Genomic DNA, 23,452 nt, shown 5'->3' on the forward strand with positions numbered 1-23,452 from the left:
ACGCCTAAGATTAATCACTAAAGGTAACACAAATAGGATTAGTGGAGACGGGCAGCTATGCTGCCCGTCTCTCTATCTATCCCCATTTATTATGAAGGAGTGAGAATATGGAACAATTCCGACTTCCCACCATCTCTATGCCGAAGCTGCCGCTTCCTCAAGCGGTTCAAGAAGTATTGAACGAAGCAGAGGAGAAGTTAGCTCATCGGCCGAAGCTGTTGCAGCTTTTTAAGAACTGTTTTCCCAATACGCTTGAGACAACGACTAAGCTTATGGATGATGGGACAACGTTTGTAATTACAGGAGATATCCCAGCTTCTTGGTTGCGAGACTCTGTGGAGCAGGTTATGCACTACGTGCCCTTTGCTAAAAACGATCCCGATCTTCAGCGGATTATTGGCGGGTTAATTAAACGTCATATCGAGTATATTCATATCGATCCGTACGCCAATGCGTTTAATGAGACAGCGAATGATTGGCATTGGAGCACTAGCGATATTACGGAAATGTCCCCCTGGGTGTGGGAGCGTAAATTCGAGATCGATTCTCTTTGTTTTTCCATGCGTCTGGCTTATGCCTATTGGAAAGAAACCGGAAAGGCTGATATATTCGACGCCGGATTTAAGGCAGCAATGATCAAAATATTCAACCTGTTCAAAACTGAACAGCGCCATAGTGAATTATCTCCATACCGGTTTACGCGTAACAATGGGATTCCTGAAGATACACTGCGTAATAACGGTCTAGGTATGCCTGTTAATTACACGGGTATGGTCTGGTCGGGATTCCGCTCGAGTGATGATGCATGCGACTTTCATTACAACATCCCGGGGAATATGTTCGCTGTTGTTGCATTACGTCATATGCAGGAATTCGCTGAATGGGTATTCCGTGATCTTGAATTTCTGGAACAGCTTAAAGCATTAGAAGCTGAGATTGATCACGGAATTCAATTGTATGGTATTTATCGTCATCCGAAATTCGGTCCAATCTACGCCTACGAGACCGATGGTTATGGCAACTACTGCTTGATGGATGATGCGGGAACACCAGGACTCCTGTCGATTCCTTATCTCGGCTATGTTACCGCAGAGGATGAAATTTATCAGAATACGAGACGATTTGCTCTGAGCAAGGAGAATCCTTTTTATTTTGAAGGAACCGCAGCGAAGGGAATCGGCAGTCCGCATACTCCCAAAGACTACATCTGGCATATGGCATTAACCATGCAAGGTTTGACGGCTTCAACTAAGGAAGAAAAGCTGGAGATGCTTGCGATGTTAGAAGCTACGGATGCGGATACTGGCTTTATGCATGAGGGATTCCATGTTAATGATCCGAATACGTTCACTAGAAAATGGTTCGCCTGGTCCAATAGTCTGTTCTCCCAACTTGTCTATAAAATGATGAAGGAAGGACTACTATGAGCAGCCTGAGTAGACCTGTAATCATATTTTATGATTCTGATTTTCCAATTTCCAGTCCCATTCCTAGCGATGCGATTACATCCATGAGTGAGTTCGGATCTATTGTAAGTGAGAATCAGCTTGCACAAACGCTATGCGAAACGAAAGGCGGCTGTTTCATCAATCTGCATGCACCCTATTTCCCGAAAGCGGCCTGGATAGCCATTCTTGAATACCTGCAAAGAGGTGGCGGGTTGATTAGCATTGGAGGCGCACCCTTCAAACAACCTGTTCGTTGGGAAAATGGCCGATGGCATGTCGAAGCGGAGCAGACTTCCTATCATCAGGAGCTGTATATTCATGAGGCACTTCGTGTTGAATGCTCACGCAACCATTCATTGCTTGCCTTGGATGTCATTCCTCTGCTTAAGGGTCAAGAATCTCTTTTTCTAACGAGTGCGGACACATGGAACCTCGTGCCACATACGACAAAGACGAGTGATTTACCACATCAAATGGGCTCGGCAGGTCCGATGAGCACACGGATTTACCCGCTCTTAAAGGGAATTACGTCCGAGGGTCGAGAAACCGCTGCCCCAGTGGTTCTTTGGGAGAATACGAGCGGTTTGTATGCAGGTTCACGCTGGCTGTTCGTAAATACACCTGCAACAGCTTCTTTTTGGGAGCAAAAAGGTCCTTCCGCGATATCCAATTGGGCGCGTTTCTGCAGCAAGGGTGTTACGGAAATGTGGGTTAAGCCCAATTACGCGTCTTATGAATCAGGAGAACGTGCTTCCCTAACCCTTCAGATTCAGCAGCTTGAACGAGTGAGACCTTCTATGCGAAATGAAGATACATGGAATTTCACAATTCATGTAGAGCATGAATCAGATACCTCTTTGAAGTGGTCTCAGAGTTTGGAAATGAAGGCGAATGCAGAACTAAACATGGTGCGTCTGCCTATTCCTTTGGAGATAAGTAGGGGCCTCTACCAGATTGTCTGTGAAGCAGAAGCCAGTGATGGTGAGGTTCGCATTCTGCGCCAAGGGTTCTGGGGTCATGCTCCTGAGCTGCTGGCAGCAGGCCATCCGGTAACGAGCGGCAGAGATTATTTTATAAAAGATGGGCGTCCGCTACCAGTGGTCGGCATGACTTATATGGCGAGTGATGTGGCGCGTAAATTTCTATTTCTGCCGAACGTCGGAGTTTGGGATCGTGATATGGGCCAGATGCGGAAGGCCGGGATTAACTGGATCCGTACAGGGATCTGGACAGCTTATCGCAATGTGATGCAAGACGATGGACATGTCTCGGAAGAAGTATTGCGGGCGATCGACGCCTTCATCATGACGGCGAAAAAGCATGATCTTCAGGTGACGTTCACGTTTTTCTCCTTCACCCCGGAAACGTGGGGTGGGGTAAATCCTTATCTGGACCCACAAAGTGTTGAGGCTCAGAAGCGGTTCATTCGGTCTATTGTATCTCGTCATAAAGATTCTTCGAATGTAGACTGGGATCTTATTAATGAACCGTCGATGTTTGATCCGGACCGTATTTTCTCGGACGGCCCGAGTTCATGCCATGATCGCTTTGAGCGACAAGCTTTTAGGGAATGGCTACAAGAAAGACATGGTGTAATCGAAGTGCTGCAGGAACGCTGGAATATGACGCCCGCACAGCTTCCGGCCTTTGCTTCGGCAGGGCTGCCTGAAGCAAAAGAGATGAACTTCGACGTACAAGATATGCACAGTGCTAAGAGGGGGACACGCTGGTTGGACTATTGTTTGTTCTCTATGGAAATGCATAACCGTTGGGTGAAGCAATTATACGATACCATTAAGGAGCAATGTCCAGCTCAGATGGTTACGGTTGGCCAGGATGAGGGACTAGGAGCGCAGCGTCCTTCGCCGTTTTTCTATGAGGAAGCGGTAGATTACACTACTGTGCACTCCTGGTGGTTTAACGACTATTTGATATGGGATGGCATTTTTACCAAAACCCCCAATAAGCCAAACCTAATTCAGGAGACAGGCGTCATGTATGTAGAAACTCCAGATGGCCGAGCCAAACGTTCAGAACAAGAGCTGCGGAATTTGCTGGAACGCAAGTATGCTTACGCTTTTGGAACGGCTGGTGCGGGAGCTATTCACTGGATCTGGAATACGAATTTCTATATGGATAATGCGAATGAGTCCCATATCGGAGCACTGAGAGCGGATGGAACCGAGAAGCCTGAGGCAGACGTATCTTATGATTTCGGGAAGTTTATAGAAGGTATCCGTGATATATTTGGTGATCGGAAATTGGAAGAGATTGCGGTGGTGTTCCCTTATTCGAATGATTTCTCTAATCGAAAGTTGGCTTTTGCGTCTACAACAGAGCTTACCCGCATTCTGTCTTATGAGCTCAAGATGTCTTTTCGGGGGGCTTCTGAATACCACCTAGATGATTTGGAGAAGAACCCTGCGAAGCTGATTATACTGCCAAGCGCGCATAACTTCGCTGATGCAGCGATGGAACGGTTGTTACATATCGTTGAAGAGACAGGAGCGGTATTGCTTGCCACTGGACCGTTAAGCATTGATGCCTACTGGCGTTCTTCGGATCGGTTGAGTGATATTCTTGGCAAACGCGAATTGCGTAATGTGCGCCGCGAAGAAGTGCTTATGCTTCAAGGTCAAGTACTGCCTGTCTCTTTCGGCCACCGCCGGATAGCTGAGGTGACGAAGGAAACGATCATTCAAAAAAATGGTGGGAGTTCTACTATAGACACTGTCGTGAACCTTCCGCTGGGCAAGGGTCGACTCCTATGGAGTCCACTGCCAGTTGAATTGAGTGAGCGTAGGGATACTACGGCTGCACTTTACCGCTACGCGGTTAATGCTGCTTTTGTGGAACGTGATTTTGAATGGATTAGTGGTGGGGACTTAGCGGGTATCTACGGACGAAAACTGAGCTTTGCTACGGGTGCACTTTTTACCTTCGTGTCGGAATATGCCCAGGATGCAAAGATCGAGGTGAAGGATTCGGCCACTGGCCGAACTTATTCGTTCGTGTTGGAACAGGAACGTTCTGTTCTATTTGCCACGGATAGTAAAGGAGATTTGCTTGGTGTTTATCGCCCGCAGGAAGTCGAGATTCATGTCAATTATCCACATCTTCTACATTAAGCAACTTGGTAGATAGAACGCATTGCATATAAGGAGGTCTTCACTTTGGAAAGCTCAAAACAATCAATTAGCCCTCAGACAGCCCATATCATTTCCCATACACACTGGGACCGGGAATGGTATCTTCCCTATGAGAAGCATCATGTACGCTTAGTGAAACTGGTTGATGAATTACTGAACCGGTTGGATGAGGATAACGAATTTAAGAGTTTCTATCTGGATGGACAGACGATTATTCTGGAAGATTATCTTCAGGTACGTCCAGAAAATCAAGAGCGGCTACAGAAATATATTACGGAAGGTCGCCTTCTAATAGGACCTTGGTATATTTTGCAGGATGCGTTCCTTACTAGTGGGGAGGCCAATGTTCGTAATATGCAGATTGGCCATCAGGATTCGAAGCGTTACGGGGAACCCTCCAAAATCGGTTATTTTCCGGACACCTTTGGTCTAGTCGGCCAGACTCCACAATTAATGCTGCAATCCGGCATCAATAATGCCTTTTTTGGAAGAGGTGTGAAGCCCACTGGATTCAATAATACGGTGTCGGATGGAGGTTACGAATCCTCATTCTCGGAGCTGATTTGGGAAGGCCCTGATGGATCAAAAGTGCTAGGCATCCTATTTGCCAATTGGTATTCTAACGGAAACGAAGTGCCTGTAAATGAAGCAGAAGCCAAAGTGTTCTGGGAGAAAAAGCTGGCAGATGCGCGGAAGTTTGCCTCTACAGGTGAGCTGCTGTTCATGAATGGTTGTGATCATCAGCCGGCTCAACTGGATTTGCCAGAGGCTATCGAAGCTGCGAAGCGGTTGTATCCAGATATGGAGTTCATTCATTCGAACTTTCCTGATTACCTTAAGGCCGTAGAGGGTGTAGTGGATCGCAGCAATCTGTCGACTGTAAAGGGCGAACTGCGGAGCCAGCATACCGATGGATGGGGTACGTTAGTGAATACCGCGTCTGCTCGTGTCTATTTGAAACAGATGAATCAGGAAGGGCAAATCTTGCTTGAAAAGTTGGCCGAGCCACTTGCTTCGTTCGCACATTTACTGGGCAAAGAGTACCCCCATCATCTGTTCACCTATGCATGGAAGACATTAATGCAAAATCATCCGCATGATAGTATTTGTGGATGCAGCGTGGATGAGGTACACCGTGAGATGGTCACCCGTTTTGACAAGAGCCGTCATGTGGCAGAGACCATTGTTGAGGATAGTAAACGAGTGATTGCAGAAGCTGTGGATACGTCCGGGTTTACCACATATGGTGAAGACGTGCTTCCATTAGTAGCGATGAATATGACGGGTTGGAGTCGCACGGGTACTGTGAGCGTAGAACTTGATGTGGCGCGTCTATATTTGCGAGAAGGATTCTCTCTGGAAGAAACGGCTAGCCGTATGACTGGAATTGACTTGCACGGTCGTGTGTTAGTAGACGATCAAGGGAATAACATTGCCTCCCAGCTGGAGGACTTGGGTCTTCAGTTTGGTTATGATTTGCCAGATGATAAGTTCCGTCAGCCGTATATGTGCCGCCGGGTAAGACTTACCTTTGAAGCCGTAGAAGTTCCTGCGCTAGGTCTTCGATCATATGCTTGGGTTCGCCGAGCAGATGCAAAACTGCCAATAGCCGCTGAATCTTTGCTATATGGAGATCGGGTGCTGGAAAATGACGTTATCAAGGTAGTCATTAATGATGATGGTTCGTTTATGCTAAGTGACAAAACTAGTGGAGTGACCTATAACGATCTTGGTGTATATGAAAACACCGGGGATATCGGCAATGAATATATGTACAAACAGCCAGAGGCTGAACAAGCTTTGACGACTAAAGGACTGAAGGCTAACATTTGTGTACTGGAAAATACATCGTTTCGCGCCGCTATAGAAATTAACCATAACTGGGAGATTCCAGCCTCGGCAGATGATAAGCTGGATGAGGAGCAGCGTGCACTGGTTTACTATCCGGAGCGCAAAGCTCAGCGCAGTAGTGACACAGTCATTCTAAAACTTCGTACTGTAATCACCTTGGAGCGGGGCGGAAAGGGATTGCATATCGAAACGACAATAGATAACCAGGCCAAAGATCACCGGATTCGTATACTGTTTCCAACAGATTTGAACGCTGCCACGCATCGTGTAGATTCGATGTTCGAGGTTGCTGAGCGGAATATTGAACCAGCCACAGAATGGAAGAATCCGAGTAACACGCAACATCAGCAAGCCTTTGTTGATGTTAGTGATGGGAAAGCGGGTCTAACCGTCGCTAATTTTGGATTAAATGAATATGAAGTGCTGCGAGATGGGCGTAACACTATTGCGATTACGCTGCTACGTTCTGTTGGCGAACTTGGTGACTGGGGGCTATTCCCAACTCCAGAAGCGCAGTGTCTGGGAGAGCACGTTGTTCGTATGGAGCTAATCCCGCACACAGGTGAGGGTATAACTTCTGGTGCTTATGCTGAAGCTTACCAATTCCAGGTTCCGTGGATTGTATGTCAGACAGATGTACATGCAGGCGTGGTTGCGCCGGTGTATACTCCATTTGATTGGGAGAGTAGGGAACTCGCATTTTCTTCACTGAAAATGAACGAGCAGACTGGAGATATACTGCTGCGTTGGTACAACATGAGTCAGCAGAACACCAACCTGGCCTTCCATTCGTCTATTCCACAGCAGTATTTCTATAAAACGACGATTCTAGAAGAGGAGAGCCACCCAGTCACTAGTGATGAGAAAGAGAAAGGTAGCTTTGACTTACAGATCGGTCCATGCGAAATTGTAACGATTGGTATTAGAAAATAAATGGAAAAGGACGGTATCCAGAGAGTCGTATGACTTTTGGATATCGTCCTTTTTTGTATAAATACGTATCTTAGGAAGAAGATTTGCCGCGCGCAGTGGATCCAAGCTGATCAATCTGCTCTTCCAGAACCGCACTTGCTTGGCCTAAAAACTGCGAAATAAGGGCGAGCTCTTCATCCGTATAAGAAGCTGCGAGCTTAACCATGGCGGTATGGAGCGGTTGGTACGTATTAATGACATCATCTTTATTCTCATATAATGGCACAATAATCACTTTACGGCGGTCATTCGGGTCATTTTGTCTGCGGACATAGCCATTTTTTTCGAGCCGGTCTATTAATGCCGTAACACTGCCTGTGGTCAGACCGGTTAATTTAGACAGTTCTCCAGCAGTGATCGGACCTTTCTCCCGTAGAATATCTATAGATAAGAAATCATTATTGTATAACCCAAGTGAGGCGGCTACATTTTGTTGGTACAATACCGTTCGGTTTCCCAAACTGCGCATAAGCAAGGTGAATTGTTCCTGCTCTGGTGTAGGTTGTTCGTGGCTTGACAAAAGATAGCGCTCCTTTTAAAATAATTATATCTTGATAGTCAAGATATTAGATTATAAAGTTATTTGAAAATTTTGTGATTTATCAAATACATTCTATCGAAATTAGAAATGTTTTGCAAAATAATTGCAATCCAACAACTTTGGGCAACCATATGGATAGAAGATATAACTACGAACCAGTGGGTTGAATTGAGAGGGGAATAGATGTGAAAGAGACTATTGTTATTAAAGGGGCAAGAGAGAATAATCTGAAAAATGTCTCGCTCACGATTCCTAAGTATAAGCTAGTTGTCCTGACAGGACCTTCGGGATCAGGGAAATCGACGTTAGCTATGGATACACTTCAGCGGGAATGCCAAAGACAGTATTTGGATTCCATGGGCATGACGTCAGATACGATCAGCAAACCAAAGGTGGAGTCTATTATTGGACTGTCTCCGTCCATTAGTGTTGGACAACATGTCACCAATCGTAATCCCCGTTCGACAGTTGGGACAGTCACCGACATCTATACGTTTGTCCGGTTTATCTTTTCCAGATTAGGCGAGCGGGTTTGCCCTTCCTGTAGTGGCAGCATTCCACCTTCTTTTGAAGCGAGGGGATTGCTGATCGAGGAAGACGAGGAAATGCATGGTCAAACGATGGGTTGTCCGCATTGCGGAGCTGAGCTTGAGAAGCTGGGCATGTCACACTTTTCTTTTAATAAGCCGGAGGGAGCTTGTGAAGCCTGCGGTGGTGTTGGATCTGTGGCAACTATAAATGAAGCGGCAGTGTTTAATCCAGAGCTTAGTATGCGTGAGGGTGGGGTGGCCTCGCTGAATGGTGTTCATCGTGATATACAGATGCGTATATTAGTGGCCGCTGGCAAGCATTTTGGTTTTGAGTTTGACCCGGATCAGCCCTTAAAAAATTACGGCGAAATTCAGCGCGACTTGTTATATTACGGAGTGGAAAGTGAGGCGTTTAAGCGCCATTTTCCCAATGTTAAGCCGATTCAAGGCACCAAATTTGAAGGCGTCATTCCTGGTTTGTGGCGGCGATACAAGGAGAAGGAAGGAGAAGCTGGTACACAGGAAAAAGACGGCGGATTTTTTCATGAGCAGCAATGCCCGGAATGCCTTGGCGCTCGCCTAAAAAAAGAAGTTCGTCTCGTTCGGGTAGCTGGCGCATCGATTACGGAGGTATCAGATTGGCCATTAAGCGATGTTTACGAGTGGACGAAAGGCTTGGAGGCGGCTTTGCCCGCCGAGGGACTTCATCTGCTTGAACCCATCCTTCACGATATGCCTACCCGACTAAAACGGATTATCGATGTTGGTCTTGGTTATCTTTCCATGAACCGTCAGACGGTCTCCCTCTCTGGTGGAGAGACACAGCGGCTGCGCCTTGCCTCATTGCTGGGGTCAGGTCTGACTGGAGTGTTATACATTCTAGATGAACCGACGACCGGGCTTCATCCGCGGGATACTGTTGGCCTCATTCGTGTGCTTCAGGAGCTGCGCGATTTGGGTAATACGGTGCTCGTTATCGAGCATGATATTGAGATGATGCGCGCTGCCGATCATATTATTGATATGGGTCCGGGTGCTGGTCTGGACGGAGGGCAAGTTGTTGGCGAGGGCAGCATTGAGGATTTGATGGCAAGCGAGACTTCTGTTACGGGAGCCTATCTTAGAGAAGAGCGTAATAAGACTGCTGCATACGTTCGCCGGAAAGGTGACGGAAAACAAATCACCATCCGACAGGCACAGTACCGGAATATTGATATCCCGGAGGTTTCATTTCCTCTAGATTGTCTAGTTTCTGTAACTGGGGTTTCGGGTTCAGGCAAGTCGACACTAGTCTTTGATATTCTTGCGCAAGGCAGTGCGAAAGAACATGAGCAAATAGGCTGTGCGGAGATTGCGGGCTTAGATCAGGTTGGAAATATAGTGATCTTTGACCAATCGCCCATGGGTAGAATGTTGCGTTCTAATGTAGCGACATATACAGATGTATTCACACATCTGCGCCAGCTGTTTGCTGCATTGCCGGAGGCGAAAAAAAGAAAACTGACCTCCAAGCATTTTTCCTTCAACACACCGGGTGGACGTTGCGAAACCTGTCAGGGTCTTGGGGTGCTGACTGTAGACATGAATTTCTTACCCGATCTGGAGGTTAAATGCCACACATGCAAGGGGAGAAGATTTACGGATGAGGTTCTCCAGGTGAAATATGATGAATATTCCATCTCGGACCTGCTGGACATGTCCGTACAGGAAAGCTTGCCGATTCTTAAGTCGGAAGCCAAAATGGCGGGGATTATCGAGACATTGTGTGAGGTGGGTCTCGGTTACCTTAAATGGGGACAATCTGTCAAAACCTTATCCGGTGGTGAAGGGCAACGGATTAGACTGGCTAAAGAGCTGAGCAAACCTTCCAAAAACCATACGCTCTATCTGCTTGACGAACCAACAACAGGCCTTCATCCGTCAGACATCAAGCAGCTCCATACCTTATTGAGCAAATTGGTTGATACGGGAAATACTGTCGTAGTTGTGGAGCACAGCTTAGAGCTGATTCGGGAGTCCGACTGGGTGATTGATATTGGCCCTGAAGGTGGCGTTGTGGGCGGTAAGCTTGTAGCTGAAGGTACACCGGAGCAGGTTGCTGAAGTGCGGGAATCCTACACAGGGATGTTCCTGAAACGGATTCTGGCTGAAGGGCTGTAACTTAATAAAAGAGGTGCCCAAAAGCCATGAAAATGGCTGGGGCACCTCTCTTTTTTTGAACTTAAACCAAACCTCTGCTCTCAACTCTAAACTTCGTCTGAACGTCTGAACCAATCCCATTCGCGCGTACTTAGCACTTTGGGATTAACTGATGAATTATACTTACGTAGAAACGTAGGATTAACAGATGATCATGAGTCAATGGTGTTTGATCCGCAGATGATTAGGATACGGTAGCAACAGACAGCGAAAGACAGCGAAAGACTATGCTTCGACGGATCGGACTCAGGAGACCAGCGAATGATCATGCTTCGGCGTATCGGACTCAGCAGACGTTATAAGCAGGAAAATCCGCCATTTGGAGTATTATCGGACCGCATAGCTCCTATTGGCGGGAAAATCACCGTATAAGAGCCAGTTTCTAAGGAATAGCTGCACTGGGGTCCGATAAGTTGCTGAAAAGGCGATAAATTAGTAAATAGCGTCATTGGAGTCCGAATGCCTCAGCAGGAGATCATGGTATCAGTAGCAATAGCAGTAGCAGTAGCAATAGCAGTAGCAGTAGCAGTAGCAGTAGCAGTAACAGTAACAGTAGCAATAGACCCAGCGAATGATCATACTTCGGCGGTATCGGACCCAGTACACCTTAAATGCAGGAAAATCCGCCATTTGGAGTATTATCGGACCGCATAGCTCCTAATGGCGGAAAAATCACCGTATAAGAGCCCCTTTCTAAGGAATAGCTGCGCTGGAGTCCGATAAGTTGGTGAAAAGGCGATAAATTAGTAAATAGCGTCATTGGAGTCCGAAAGCCTCAGCAGGAGATCATGGTAGCAGTAGCAGTAGCAGTAGCAGTAGTGGTAGCGGTAGCAGTAGACCCAGCGAATGACCATACTTCGGCGGTATCGGACTCAGCAGATCAGCGAATGATCATTCTTCGGCGTATTGGACTCAGAAGTCCAGCGAATGATCATTCTTCGGCGTATCGGACTCAGCAGACCTTATAAGCAGGAAAATCCGCCATTTGGAGTATTATCGGACCGCATAGCTCCTAATGGCGGAAAAATCTCCGTATAAGAGCCTGTTTCTAAGAAATAGCTGCGCTGGTGTCCGATGAGTTGCTGAAAAGGGGATAAATTAGTAAATAGCGTCATTGGAGTCCGAAAGCCTCAGCAGGAGATCGTGCATCTAGCGCAGCTTAATAATCTAGCAGACGTCCATTATCATGCCATTGCCCGTACATTTTATTTTCTTTAGTGTTTGCAATGAATTTGTCTAATTTACTCTTAAATAAATCTGGCTGATGTTTATTGCTTTGGATCGTGTCGATCCGAACTCTTTTATAAAGGGCTGGAAAGGCTGTGAAATTCTCATATACTTGACTGTTCTCTTTTAGCCTTTGCTCTATAATCTTATCTACTATAAAAGAATCAGGGTTCATATCAGGAAGTACCCGTTTTCCTTCAGCACTCATTAACCCCAGTTTTTCGAGGCGGCGGACACGCTCTTTATTCAATTCAGTCCAAGAGCTTCTTTTGCTTCGGGGAGAGAGTCTTTGCGCCAGCTCCGTTTCCGAAATTTTCTTTTTCACTCCATCGATCCATCCAAAACACAAACATTCCTCAACTACGTCCAAATATAGCAACGTTTCTGGGTTTGGCGTCATACTAACGAGTACCCAACAAGATTTTTCAGTCTTAGAATTCTCCTGCAGCCAAACTCTTAAATCTTCTCTCGTTTTTACTGTAATTAGATTTTTAATCTCCATAATTAAAATACAATTTCCTTTCTAGGTATGGAGTGGAGCGTCTTGCCCATCCGAGATTAAATTGCTTTTGCAGGAACCTGATACCAAAAAAGAGCATAGTCATTCATGGTGGAAGCATGGCCTAACTGCCGTAACATAGTAGATACATTGCCTCTATGATAAGTCCCGTGATTGGCGACTTGCAACACAATTTCTGATAGGCGTGTTTGGCGGAATCCGGCGAATGGATTGTCAAGCAGAATGGTTTGCTCCAAATCGGATTGGTTGTGTAACCATGCTTTGTATTGTTCTGATAGCTGGGCAAAGATATTTACGTATTCATCCACAGAATCTAGAATGCTCAAATTTAGCGGGATACTTTGTTGAAAAGCCTCTGGCATGGCAGTGCCTGTTAATACAAGATACCACATCGTATCAACCGCATAGATATGGCTAAGGGCATGAGCGATGGTGGGAAATGAGCTGTTCACTTCTTGACTTAGCACAGAAGGCGGGAGTTCCTTGATTCTCCCCAGGATAGTTTGGTTTGCCCATGTGTGGTATTTAAACATTTCTACTGGATAATTTGTCATTCGTACATTCTCCTTTTGAATGGTCATGGATTTGTTTTTTGTTACTGTAGTTAATATAAAAGAAGAAGTATGACATCAGACTGTCATACTTCTTCATAAAGTTTGAGTGTGTTTTGAAGCTGCTCTTTTAAAATACCTCGCAATGCAGGGGGTTCGAGGACTTCGGCGCCGCTGCCAAAACTCAGCAGAATGGACCAAAGCCAACGTGCTTCCAATGGCTTATACACAGGAATTCGCATCGTCATGCTTTTATCGGAATGAAATTCCTTGTCGACTTGATGAAACTGATCCAAAGCTTCTGCCAAAGCCTCAGGGCCTACCCGGATCACTATTTCCTCCACCTGATCTGCCCTGTTTGAACAGCCAGCCTCTTTGGGTACCTCATGTTGCGAATGAAAGGTATCCTGCGTCAGGAACAAATTCAGCATCCGGGAAAGTCGGAACTCCCGATAGTCCTGCCGAGCCCGGCAATAACCATAGATGTACCAGTTGCTATATTTAAAATGAAGCTTTACCGGTTCCATTTCACGGGTTGTACGTTCATTTTTTACACTGATGTAATCAAAACGGACAACATTTCGTTCCGCTATAGCCGCACGTAAAAGAGGAAGTGCTTCAGGATCCGTACGCCGGGTTTCAAGATCCACCGCGAGACTAGAGGTCTGTGGCTCAGTTCCAATCGTTTGCAGCCGTTCAATGGTTCCTTGCGTATGCTCATCTTCAAACACGGAAGAAAGACTGTTAAGTACAGTAATCAGAGAAGTGACATCATACGAACGGAGCAGGCTTTTATCCATTTTATATCCGTCCATGATGCCATATCCACCTTTAGTACCCTGATACGATACGACCGGGATGCCAGCGGCACAAATCACATCGATATCTCTATAGATTGTTCGCTGGGAAACCTGAAACTCTTCAGCCAGCTTGGAGGCAGATAAAACTTCGTGGTTCAATAGCTTGTAGATCATAGAAATCAATCGTTCCAATTTCATGTGTGCATTCCCACCCATTAGTCCATTTCGTGTTACAGCGTGATTATATCATAGATTTTTTCGGGCTAATTTTGGGAGGGAGGAGTTTTGTTGTTGGTGATGAAGAAATATCCTATGACAGAGTCGATTAAATCTATTTACAGATTAAATCCGCAGGCTCGCCTGATAAATCATTAACAGAAATAATAGCATCGTTTTTTTTCACAGGTGGGGTCCAATATTGCTCATTCCCAGGCAGGTCATCGAACCATTCGGCGTCCTTTGGACAATCTAGAATCATAAATTTTCCGTATTCCTGATCTCTGGATTGATGGTATTTGAGATAGGCTTTTCCGTTATCAATGGCGAGAATTTCTATTTTTCCTGAGGTGTGGCTCATGGATAAGCGTACTCTTTTGCCAAGTCCTGAGGTTCTGGCTTTGGCTTCTTCTACAATTTGATAGACTTGCTCGAGCGGTAATACGAAATCCCGGTTTCCGGCTACGGGCCGGTTCACAAAGAAGTAGTAGGGTGTAACGCCAGCCCATGAAAGCCGGTCCAGTAGTTCCCCTAAAATAACGGGATCATCGTTGATGCCTTTGAGGATGGGGGTCTGATTTACGACAATTGCCCCTGCGTTGTGGAGAGCTTTAAATGCTTTTTTGGCTTCAGGTGTAATTTCACGAGGATGATTGATATGCGCCATAACATAGATTCGTTTGTCTTCGGTAGAGTAAGTACGAATCAGCTCCAGCAGTTCTTCGTCTTCAGAGATCCGCATCGGATTAAATACGGGAATTTTGGAACCCAGTCTAATGATCTTAACATGCTCAATGCTTCTTAGATTTTCAATAATGGATCTTAGCTTCGGTGTGGAGAGAATTAAACTGTCCCCGCCCGTAAGAAGTACGTTGTTAATCTCCGGATTATTTGCGATATACTCCAAACCCGGAGAGACATCAGCCATCGCCTCTTTCACGTCATTTCGGAACAGACGCTTACGGAAACAGTAGCGGCAATAAGCCCCGCAGACCTCGGATACAATCAGCAGTGCAGTGGTTCTATACTTGTGCTGACAACCAGGTACCACATAATTCGTGTCCTCATCGGAGGCGTCCCAGCGCCCATACTCCAGCAGTTCACCTTCGTTAGGAATAACCAGCTTACGGATGGGATCATTTGGATCATCCCAGTTAATCAAAGACAGATAGTAGTCATTTACACGAAAAACAAATTTGTCCGTAATTTCTTTCAGATTCTCTTTTTCCAGCTCAGACAACATAGCTATTTTGTTAATATCCGTGAAGTACTTTACCTTTTGCACGTACATCTCTCCTTTGTCTCGTAGTGTGAGAAATGAGGGAGCCTTAGTGTCAAAGGCCAATCTACTGCCAGCAGGGTCCAAAAAAGCACAAAAAGAGACCCTTAGCAAGGGTCTCTGGTTATGTAAATAACATGAAAAGCAGACCCATCCACTGCTGACGAGGTTAGCTGACGGACTCGGGTAAGATGGTACCCTACATTCTAATGCTCAATGATTCGCCCCAATTAACTGGTTCCCCCGCTTTTCAACTGTAAAAGTTGGAAATTAAGCGTAGATAAAGTATACCCTATCAAGTTTTGAAAAGTCAAAAGAGAATCCTAGATTCACTTTCAATTGCTAGCGCTACTTCCGCCGAGTAGTTTAGGCAACAGCGTTAGCAGCTTCTCCCGGGTTAACGCATCACTAGAGTTCCATTTGCTTCCGTCGAGCAGATAAACATGTCCCTGACGTACTGCCGGGAGATTGTTCCAAAGTGAACTGTCTAGTAATCGTTCCATCGCAGCTCGCGAGTCTTTGCGTTCCGGAATGAACATGAAGATATGATCTCCGGCGTAGGCAGGCAGTCGTGTTGGATCAACTTCGGCGAACCCTAACTCTTCGTCCAATATGGCCTGGATCTCTTCAGTCGGTTGTAATCCACATGGGGCATAAAGCGCAGTGGAGAATCCGGACATTCCCATAGCATACAGATGATCTCCATGATCATAGACCAAAGCAGAGGCGGTTTCTCCAACTTGGAGGGTTGTCGTGTAAAGCTGCTGCCACATGGCAGCGTTTTTGATTGTGAATGACTCCAGCCATGCTTCGGCTTCGCGCTGTTTACCTAGCCAACTGCCTAGTGTCCGCATTCGTTTGTCGAGAGATGCAAATGAATCAAAGGTGAGTGTCGGAGCGATACCAGAAACTGCTCTGTAGGCTCTTTCATCACTATTTGCCAAAATGATCAAATCTGGGTTTAGGGAAGCGGTCAACTGCGGGTCCAGTGGAAACCCGACGTTGGCGAGCTTCTTAAGCCGATGTTTATAGACGCTGTTCCGGGCGAACGCTTCATCTCCACCGATAGGCTTTACGCCTAACGCGAGAAGGTCGCCAAGTGTTTCGCCATGATAGACAATACGTTTCGCTCGCTCTGGAATCTCCACCTCATGACCCGTCCAATCCTTGACGGTAAGCTTACGACCTTTCTGATGTGCATATTGTCCGGGTGTAACTCCGGTTTTTTGCCGAAAGCGGCGGCTGAAATAGTATTCGTCCGAGAAGCCGACCAGTCTGGCGATTTCCCGCAGTGGTTCAGTCGATTCCTGCAGGAATCGTTTGGAATGATTAATGCGCAGATCCGTCAGGTATTCAAGCGGCTTTTTACCCGTAAGCTGCTGAAAGATCGGTGTATATTGCCAGATTGATATTCCCGCCAGTTCAGCTAACTGCTTCACGGTGATACTCTCTGTATAATGCTCCTGAATGAATGTTATGGTCTTTTCTACGGATTCCGTAGGACTTGGCAGGTGTTTGGAAGGGTAATTATGCTCAAAAAGTAGCAGCAGCAATTCTTGGAATTTTAATTGTCGCTTGAATTGTTGTACATCATCGGTGTTATTCCTGTTCATGAGCAGGTCTTCGACTAGTCGGATTACCTTGGTGAACGGGTGCACAATTAACTCCCGTCTGCCGGAAAGCAGCTCTCCAGAATATCGTTTAGGATGCTCGGTTGTATAAATTGCTGTAAAGGTGATGAGGTAATAATACAACGTCAGCTCCTGGTTGTCCGTACTATAGGAGATTCCAGGAGATAGTAGATAACATTTATCCGTACTTAGTATCACGCTTTGATCATCGAGGTTCAATTGTCCGTTCCCTCCAGTAAATATGAGAAGGGTATAGTCCTGGGTTGTACGCGTTATAGAGCTTGAATCGGCAGCTTGAATCATCAGTTCGGCCTCGTTTAGCTGAAATAGCAGAGAGTGGAGTGGGGGGCAGGACGATGATGTATGCAGCATGGGTTCAGCCTCCGTTCATTTGGTGAGAATGATTATCAATGAATTCATTGTATATAAAAAAAAGAAGCATATCAACAGCTGTTGACATGCTTCTTGCAGTTTTTTATCAGCCTTGTGTTAAACTCTTCATCACAGAAGGTTATTTCATATTCAATAGCTGTGGAATTTCCCCAAGCAGCCATTCTCTTGTTGTCGCATCACTTGAAGTCTTCATGATGTCTTGTGTATAGACATATCCGTTCTTGACGGCAGGAAGGCTCTTCCAGATAGGGCTCTTTAATAGATTCTCTGTGGATTGTTTTGCTTCTTCTGCCACTGGAGTCAAGAGGAATATCCGGTCTCCGGCATATTCTTTCAGGACTTCCATGGATACTTCCTGGAACCCTTTACCTTCATCAAGGATCTTCTGAATAGCTGGAGTTGCCTTGAAGCCATTCTCCCCATAGAGTACCTGGGAAAGTCCGGTTGCTGCCATTATAAACAGTCTGTCTCCTGGATAATAAGTGAAGACCGCAGCCGTTTCGCCCTCTTTCATGCCTGCGGATTTCAATTGCTTCCACATGTTCTCTTCAGCGGTTTTATACTGCGCAAGCCATGCTTCTGCTTCAGTCGTTTTCCCAACAATTCCACCAATGTCCAGCATACGTTCCTGGAGTGGGGCAAAGGTATCAAATATTATAGTGGGTGCAATTTTGGAGAGCTGTTCGAAATCAGCTTCATCTGTGCCCGCATAGATGATCAGGTCAGGCTGAAGCTCCAATGTTTTTTCCAGATTGATAGGGAAGCCTACATCCTCCACACCTTGTAATTGATCTTCAAAAACCTGGCCTTCACCCATAGAAAGAGGATAACCTACCGCCTGCACACCAAGTGCGAGCAAATCGCCATAAGTTTCTCCAGAATAGATAATTCGCTGTGGATTCACCGGAATCTCTACAGTATGCCCTATGTAATCTGTATAGGAGCGGGTAGTCGCTGCTGCTTTATCTGTACTGCTATCTGAGGGTTCTGCTGAAGGTACCGCGGTTGCAGCGGAAGAGTTCCCGGTTTTGTTCACCGTACTATTGGCAGAGGATTGTTCCTTTGAGTTTCCGCACGCCAGTAGCAATGTACTCAGCAAAAATAGTACACATACCACAGCGAAGGACTGTCGTACCTTGTTCATATCTTATTGCCTCCCTATTATATGTAACGACCACCAATAATGATAATCATTCTCGATTAAAATATATCATAAATTAAAGCCTCTTTTTACTCAATGGACAAAAAATAACCCCGTAATTTGATTTGTACAATCAAGTAAAAAGGATGTGTTTAAAATTATTTTGAATTATTTTTAGCTGCTTGGAAAAATACTCTAAATAACAGCAATCGAGAGAAAGAGAGGGAGCTTGTCTTCATAATAAACTTGGCAAAGGAATCCCTTGAAGCACATAGGATTGTGGTGTTTTTTTGAATCTGATTACTGTTATGTATTAAGAAGTTCAGGTGATGCAAAAATCCAGGTTTGTCCACATTGATTGTAATCGTTATCATTACGTGGCATGTTATCTACCGTGCTTGACGTCAGTAGAAGGGCTTTGTTATGGTTTTTATAGTCAAACGCAAGCCGAAATAGCTTTTTGTAGAATATGCAGAAGGTTTTGCGTAAGATATTCTAACCAAACATAATACGAGGGAGATGGTTGATTGTGATCAAAGGAATTATTTTTGATTTTGACGGAACGATTATCGACACGGAGACTGCTTGGTACACCGCATTTAACGAGGCTTATGCAGAATATGGAGTGGATCTGACGCTTGAACAATATTCCACCTGCATCGGCACGAGCTTGAACAGTTTTAATCCTTATGAATATTTAATGACTGATCTTAAGCTAGCGATTGACAAAGAAGAGTTCAGTAAGGCTGTTAAACAGAGACACAGCAAACTTATGGAGCTTGAAACAATACGACCAGGCATTCAGCATTATCTTGATTCCGCCAAAGCAGTTGGACTGCGCATAGGGCTGGCCTCAAGTTCTTCACTGGAATGGGTGGAAAAATATCTGAATCAATTGGGTATTCGCGAGTATTTCGAATGTGTTCGGACTGCCGACCATGTGGCAAAAGTGAAACCAGATCCGGAGCTATATAACCAAACGTTAGCTTGTCTTGGAATCACAGCTGATGAGGCGGTTGCTATCGAGGATTCACCGAATGGATCTAAGGCAGCGGCAGCAGCTGGCATCCGTTGCATTGTGACGCCTAACGAAATTACTAATTTTCTTGAATTCGATAAGCAGCACCATAAAATTGATAATCTAAGTCTTCTTGAATTTGATCATGTAGTTACTCAACGTTGCTTCGTATAGAGAAACCGAGAAACTAAGTTCAAATTAAAGGGGGATACCAAATTGAGAGCCGTACATTTTGGAGCAGGCAATATTGGCAGAGGTTTTATTGGGCCTATGTTGTCGGACTCCGGTTACAATGTTTGTTTCGTCGGAAGAAATAAGAGTAAAATTGCCCAATTGCAAAAACGTGGGCAATATCCTGTCACCCTAGCTAACAAGAACAGGGACAGCTTTATCGTTGATAATGTTACTGCAATCAATCTGAATGATACTGAGGACGTTACTAGAGCTATAGCAGAAGCTGAAATTGTGACAACTGCCGTCGGAATATCCGCTTTAAAAGATATTGCTGAGACCATTGCGCAGGGCATCGAACGAAGGCTTGAAAATAGCAGAAATCTCAACCCTCTTCATATCATTGCCTGTGAGAATGGGATTGGAAGCAGTCAGAAGTTGAAAAAATCAGTTTATCGGCATATGAAGCAATCCTTCAAGGAACTTGCTGACCGCAATGTCGCTTTTCCCAATGCGATGGTTGACCGGATTGTACCTATGCAGAAAAATACAGATTCACTTGAAATCCTCGTTGAACCCTTCAGTGAGTGGGTTATTCCCCGCAGTGGAATGATTGGTAATTACAATGAAATTAAAGGCGTCCATTATGTGGATTCGCTGGCGCCATACCTCGAACGGAAGCTATATACTGTGAATACAGGTCATTGCAGTGCAGCCTATTTTGGATACCTGGAAGGTTATACTAGCATTCAAGAAGCGATGTCTGATCCCGAAATCAGAGTTCGTGTTCACGGGGGGCTTAAGGAAACAGGGGCCTTATTGGTGCATTTATATGGCTTCAAGCCCATAGAACATGACCGGTATATAGAAAAGATGATGGAACGATTCACTAACCCCAACTTTAACGATAAAATTACACGTGTCGCCCGCTCGCCGCTTCGCAAGCTTTCACCTAATGATCGACTCGTAAAACCGGCAATGCTTGCTCATGAACTTGGTTTTGAGACCTCACATTTAGTCTCAGCTATTGCTTCTGCACTTTATTTTGATCATGAAAAAGATCCAGAAGCCTTACAGCTTCAAGCGGACATCCGAAACCACGGGCTAAGTGAAGTCATTGCTGCACAACTAAAAATCCCCACGGAGCATCCGCTTCATGGTCGCATTATTTTGGAGTCCAACAAATTACGCGCGAGATATCCTCATAGGACTAGAATGAAGACAGTAAACGTCAGGGTACCCTACTTTTAATATAAAACGATGGTTATAAAACTATAAAAGAGTGTTCTCTGCTGGATGGGCAAGAACACTCTTTTTATAGGTTACGAAGTTCTGTAAGTGTCCCTAATCCAATTCAATCCGCAGAACAACCGGAGTCTCACTTCGAACCGAGGTCGTTTTTATAACCAAGGCTTCATCGGTTCTTTCCCATGCAGGTTGTTCCTCAAAACCTAAGATTTTGATCTGTTTAATCATCCCATGGAAGTGCGCAGCGTTTTCTTTAAGGGATTTGATTTGCACTATTCCGTTGTTTGGATAGACAAGAACAGTAGCGTAAAGATAACTGCCTTTTACCGTAAAGCGAATATCTTCATTGGTGAAAATTTTCGTGATCCCATCTGTAAACTGACCTTCAACGATCTCTGTAGGGCCTTCCCCGAAGGTGCGCCAGTAGGTCGTATCATAGATTGCTTCACCATTCACCTTTAGCCATTCTCCGATGCCAAGCAGAATTTCCTGATCCTGAGCTGGAATGCTGCCGTCCGCTTTAGGACCTATATTCAGCAGCAAGTTGCCGTTTTTGCTTACGATATCTACTAGATCTCTGATAATTTCTACGGCAGATTTATAATCATTTTCCGGTGTATAACACCATGAATTTTTAGCAACTGCTGTATCCGTTTGCCAGAAATAAGGTTTAAGCTCGGAGAAATGACCTCTCTCAATATCTGGGATTGCTGAGCCAAACATGAAGGCATCATGCTTATAATTGATTGCAACCGGAGTTCCCCATTCCTCTCCCTTATTGTAATAGTAAGCGGCGAACTTTTTGAGATAGGGTTTGAAGGCAGCTGTATGAATCCACCAGTCAAAGTAAAAGATTTTCGGCTGATAATTGTCTACCAGCTCGCAGCAGCGAATCAACCAATCCTCCAGAAATTCTTGATTGGGTGGGGAGCCGAATAAATCGTGATGATCGGGTTCGGGCATAGATGGCCAATAGAAATCTCCACATACAAGCGGTTCATGGATATCGGAATCAAATTCCTTGCCATGAGACAGGAAGAACCAGTGCTCAGCTCTATGGGAAGATACACAAAACTCTAATCCCTGCTGCTCAAAAGCGTCTTTCATTTCCCCGACTAAATCCCGCTTAGGACCCATCTCATATGTGTTATAGTGAGAGTAAGCGCTCTTATACATTTGAAAGCCGTCATGGTGCTCTGCAACAGGCATCACGTATTTGGCACCAGATAATTTGAAGAGATTGGCCCATTCCTCAGCATTGAAATGCTCAGCCTTGAACAAGGGGATGAAGTCTTTATAACCAAAGGTTTTATGCTCGCCATAGGTAGCAAGATGATGTTCATATTCCCGCGAACCCTGGATATACATATTTCGGGGATACCACTCATTGGCGAAAGCCGGAATAGAATAAAGACCCCAATGAATGAAAATACCAAACTTAGCGTTCTCATACCACGTAGGCACTTGAAATTGACTTAGTGAATCCCAATTGGCTTTGAATCTTCCAGTTGCGATCGTATCTTCGATTACTTTTAAATATTTGCTTTTATCCACCATTTTGCAATCATCCTTTCAAACGTTTATTTCTTCTTCATTGTAGTGATTAGAGGTGGAAATCAAAATGTAGGACATTAACTTTTAGATGTACAAAACTAACCTGATAAGGCGGAGTAAGGGATGGATAACCATGTTTTGCTTACAAATTATTTATCCAATTTAAAGGTTGATTTATTTATGGCTGATTACAATCTTTGTGGCCGTGACTGGAAAGATCTTGACTACACACCTGACTATAGTAAATTTTATTTTATTTGCGATGGGGAGGGTTGGTTAAAGATTGGCGATCGAGAATATTATCCGAAGCCTGGTCAGCTTTTTTTGATGCCTGAGGGAGTTAAGCAATCTTATTCTTGCATAAGTGATCAACCCTTTGAGAAGTATTGGTGCCATTTCAGCGCAAAAGTCGGAGACATTAATCTATTCAAAATGTTAGAGCTAAGTCATGTATGCAGAGAAGTAGATCCTCATGTAATCCAAGAGATATTCAGCAGCCTAACGAGTCATATGAAATCTGATGCGGTGTATGCTCATTTATTAGCCAAAAGTAAGTTAATGGAGTTATTTTCTTATTTTATTATGAACATAGATGTAGACGAAATCACCTTTAAGAATCTGAGCTCGATCGAAAAATTAACGAAAGTATTAACGTACATAGACGCTCATATCGAGCGAAATATCACCATACACGAGCTTGCCGAGATTGCGTACATGCATCCCAACTATTTTATCAGGCTATTTAAACAGCAAATCGGAGTTCCACCCATTCAGTATATCACCAGAAAAAAGATAACTAAGGCCAAGGAGCTATTGAGGGGGACGCAAAGTTCTGTCGGTGAGATTGCCCATGATCTTGGTTTTAGCGATCTCTATTATTTCTCCAAACAGTTCAAAAAAAATGTAGGTTTAAGCCCTTCGGAATTCAGACAAGGAACAGTAGCTGTGAAATAAATAGAAGAAGGCCGTCCTGTGTGGTAGAAACCAACCAGAGACGGCCTTTTTTATAAGTG

At 44.9% G+C, this 23,452-nt stretch carries 17 protein-coding genes and 1 riboswitch; of the genes, 9 read left to right on the forward strand and 8 right to left on the reverse strand.

What is annotated here, in order from left to right; all coding sequences use genetic code 11:
* The first annotated feature begins 107 nt into the window (after positions 1–107).
* The 3 genes from NST25_RS10985 to NST25_RS10995 are packed head-to-tail and all read left to right on the forward strand — an operon-like array spanning position 108 to position 7,381.
* The gene (locus NST25_RS10985) at positions 108–1,427 is read left to right on the forward strand and encodes a glycoside hydrolase family 125 protein (RefSeq protein ID WP_339190529.1); all 1,320 of its coding nucleotides are present in this window, start codon (positions 108–110) and stop codon (positions 1,425–1,427) included.
* On the forward strand, positions 1,424–4,576 hold the full coding sequence (locus tag NST25_RS10990; RefSeq protein ID WP_339190531.1) for a beta-galactosidase: 3,153 nt from the start codon (positions 1,424–1,426) through the stop codon (positions 4,574–4,576). Before NST25_RS10985 ends, NST25_RS10990 begins: the two co-directional genes overlap by 4 nt.
* Positions 4,577–4,621: 45 nt before the next feature.
* Positions 4,622–7,381: an alpha-mannosidase gene (locus tag NST25_RS10995; RefSeq protein ID WP_339190533.1), complete on the forward strand. Its 2,760-nt coding sequence runs from the start codon at positions 4,622–4,624 to the stop codon at positions 7,379–7,381.
* 70 nt (positions 7,382–7,451) lie between these two features.
* On the opposite strand, the gene NST25_RS11000 is transcribed toward NST25_RS10995, so the two are convergent.
* The gene (locus NST25_RS11000; RefSeq protein ID WP_076130010.1) at positions 7,452–7,889 is read right to left on the reverse strand and encodes a MarR family transcriptional regulator; all 438 of its coding nucleotides are present in this window, start codon (positions 7,887–7,889) and stop codon (positions 7,452–7,454) included.
* A gap of 257 nt (positions 7,890–8,146) precedes the next feature.
* Here NST25_RS11000 and uvrA point away from each other — a divergent pair, with 257 nt between their 5' ends.
* The 3 genes from uvrA (at position 8,147) to NST25_RS11015 (ending at position 11,658) form a co-directional block, all read left to right on the forward strand.
* Positions 8,147–10,651: an excinuclease ABC subunit UvrA gene (uvrA, locus tag NST25_RS11005; RefSeq protein WP_340393978.1), complete on the forward strand. Its 2,505-nt coding sequence runs from the start codon at positions 8,147–8,149 to the stop codon at positions 10,649–10,651.
* A 516-nt stretch (positions 10,652–11,167) separates the two neighbouring features.
* Entirely contained in the window at positions 11,168–11,344 is a 177-nt protein-coding gene (locus NST25_RS11010) for a hypothetical protein (protein ID WP_340393979.1), read from the forward strand.
* Between the two features lie 134 nt (positions 11,345–11,478).
* Positions 11,479–11,658, forward strand: a complete 180-nt coding sequence (locus NST25_RS11015) for a hypothetical protein (protein ID WP_340393980.1) — start codon at positions 11,479–11,481, stop codon at positions 11,656–11,658.
* 191 nt (positions 11,659–11,849) lie between these two features.
* Here the strand turns inward: NST25_RS11015 and NST25_RS11020 are convergent, their stop codons facing one another.
* The 6 genes from NST25_RS11020 to NST25_RS11045 form a co-directional block, all read right to left on the reverse strand.
* On the reverse strand, positions 11,850–12,419 hold the full coding sequence (locus NST25_RS11020; protein WP_340393981.1) for a YdeI/OmpD-associated family protein: 570 nt from the start codon (positions 12,417–12,419) through the stop codon (positions 11,850–11,852).
* A 56-nt stretch (positions 12,420–12,475) separates the two neighbouring features.
* A complete protein-coding gene (locus NST25_RS11025; protein ID WP_340393983.1) occupies positions 12,476–12,991 on the reverse strand; it encodes a DinB family protein in 516 nt (171 codons plus the stop codon).
* Between the two features lie 83 nt (positions 12,992–13,074).
* Positions 13,075–13,986 carry a YafY family protein gene (locus NST25_RS11030; protein ID WP_340393984.1) on the reverse strand — a complete coding sequence of 304 codons (912 nt, stop codon included), beginning with the start codon at positions 13,984–13,986 and terminating at the stop codon, positions 13,075–13,077.
* A 133-nt stretch (positions 13,987–14,119) separates the two neighbouring features.
* Positions 14,120–15,289, reverse strand: coding sequence for a KamA family radical SAM protein (locus NST25_RS11035; RefSeq protein WP_076130594.1), 1,170 nt, complete (start codon positions 15,287–15,289; stop codon positions 14,120–14,122).
* 139 nt (positions 15,290–15,428) lie between these two features.
* Positions 15,429–15,570, reverse strand: a riboswitch (cyclic di-AMP (ydaO/yuaA leader).
* A 48-nt stretch (positions 15,571–15,618) separates the two neighbouring features.
* Positions 15,619–17,286 (reverse strand): AraC family transcriptional regulator, encoded by a 1,668-nt coding sequence (locus NST25_RS11040; protein WP_076308922.1) that lies wholly within the window; start codon positions 17,284–17,286, stop codon positions 15,619–15,621.
* Between the two features lie 139 nt (positions 17,287–17,425).
* Positions 17,426–18,451 carry an ABC transporter substrate-binding protein gene (locus NST25_RS11045; RefSeq protein ID WP_076306275.1) on the reverse strand — a complete coding sequence of 342 codons (1,026 nt, stop codon included), beginning with the start codon at positions 18,449–18,451 and terminating at the stop codon, positions 17,426–17,428.
* Positions 18,452–18,977: 526 nt separating this feature from the next.
* Here NST25_RS11045 and NST25_RS11050 point away from each other — a divergent pair.
* Together NST25_RS11050 and NST25_RS11055 are read left to right on the forward strand one after the other, a co-directional pair.
* Complete coding sequence (locus NST25_RS11050) at positions 18,978–19,640, forward strand: HAD family hydrolase (protein ID WP_076306274.1); 663 nt, start codon at positions 18,978–18,980, stop codon at positions 19,638–19,640.
* Positions 19,641–19,682: 42 nt separating this feature from the next.
* Positions 19,683–20,888, forward strand: a complete 1,206-nt coding sequence (locus tag NST25_RS11055; RefSeq protein ID WP_340393985.1) for a mannitol-1-phosphate 5-dehydrogenase — start codon at positions 19,683–19,685, stop codon at positions 20,886–20,888.
* 93 nt (positions 20,889–20,981) lie between these two features.
* On the opposite strand, the gene NST25_RS11060 is transcribed toward NST25_RS11055, so the two are convergent.
* Entirely contained in the window at positions 20,982–22,442 is a 1,461-nt protein-coding gene (locus NST25_RS11060) for an alpha-L-fucosidase (protein ID WP_340393986.1), read from the reverse strand.
* Positions 22,443–22,562: 120 nt separating this feature from the next.
* Between NST25_RS11060 and NST25_RS11065 the strand changes: the two genes are divergently transcribed.
* A complete protein-coding gene (locus NST25_RS11065; protein ID WP_076130588.1) occupies positions 22,563–23,393 on the forward strand; it encodes an AraC family transcriptional regulator in 831 nt (276 codons plus the stop codon).
* Positions 23,394–23,452: the final 59 nt, after the last annotated feature.

Source organism: Paenibacillus sp. FSL E2-0190 (genome assembly GCF_037992965.1).
GTDB classification, from domain to species: Bacteria; Bacillota; Bacilli; order Paenibacillales; family Paenibacillaceae; genus Paenibacillus_AQ; species Paenibacillus_AQ odorifer.

What these genes read in the sequence shown, in the direction of transcription:
- NST25_RS11040 (WP_076308922.1), bottom strand. Translation starts at nt 17,286, where the DNA reads ATGCTGCATACATCATCGTCCTGCCCCCCACTCCACTCTCTGCTATTT.
- NST25_RS10990 (WP_339190531.1), top strand. Translation starts at nt 1,424, where the DNA reads ATGAGCAGCCTGAGTAGACCTGTAATCATATTTTATGATTCTGATTTT.
- NST25_RS10985 (WP_339190529.1), top strand. Translation starts at nt 108, where the DNA reads ATGGAACAATTCCGACTTCCCACCATCTCTATGCCGAAGCTGCCGCTT.
- NST25_RS11010 (WP_340393979.1), top strand. Translation starts at nt 11,168, where the DNA reads ATGGTATCAGTAGCAATAGCAGTAGCAGTAGCAATAGCAGTAGCAGTA.
- NST25_RS11060 (WP_340393986.1), bottom strand. Translation starts at nt 22,442, where the DNA reads ATGGTGGATAAAAGCAAATATTTAAAAGTAATCGAAGATACGATCGCA.
- NST25_RS11000 (WP_076130010.1), bottom strand. Translation starts at nt 7,889, where the DNA reads ATGCGCAGTTTGGGAAACCGAACGGTATTGTACCAACAAAATGTAGCC.
- NST25_RS11015 (WP_340393980.1), top strand. Translation starts at nt 11,479, where the DNA reads ATGGTAGCAGTAGCAGTAGCAGTAGCAGTAGTGGTAGCGGTAGCAGTA.
- NST25_RS11045 (WP_076306275.1), bottom strand. Translation starts at nt 18,451, where the DNA reads ATGAACAAGGTACGACAGTCCTTCGCTGTGGTATGTGTACTATTTTTG.
- NST25_RS11025 (WP_340393983.1), bottom strand. Translation starts at nt 12,991, where the DNA reads ATGACAAATTATCCAGTAGAAATGTTTAAATACCACACATGGGCAAAC.
- NST25_RS11020 (WP_340393981.1), bottom strand. Translation starts at nt 12,419, where the DNA reads ATGGAGATTAAAAATCTAATTACAGTAAAAACGAGAGAAGATTTAAGA.
- NST25_RS11030 (WP_340393984.1), bottom strand. Translation starts at nt 13,986, where the DNA reads ATGAAATTGGAACGATTGATTTCTATGATCTACAAGCTATTGAACCAC.
- NST25_RS11065 (WP_076130588.1), top strand. Translation starts at nt 22,563, where the DNA reads ATGGATAACCATGTTTTGCTTACAAATTATTTATCCAATTTAAAGGTT.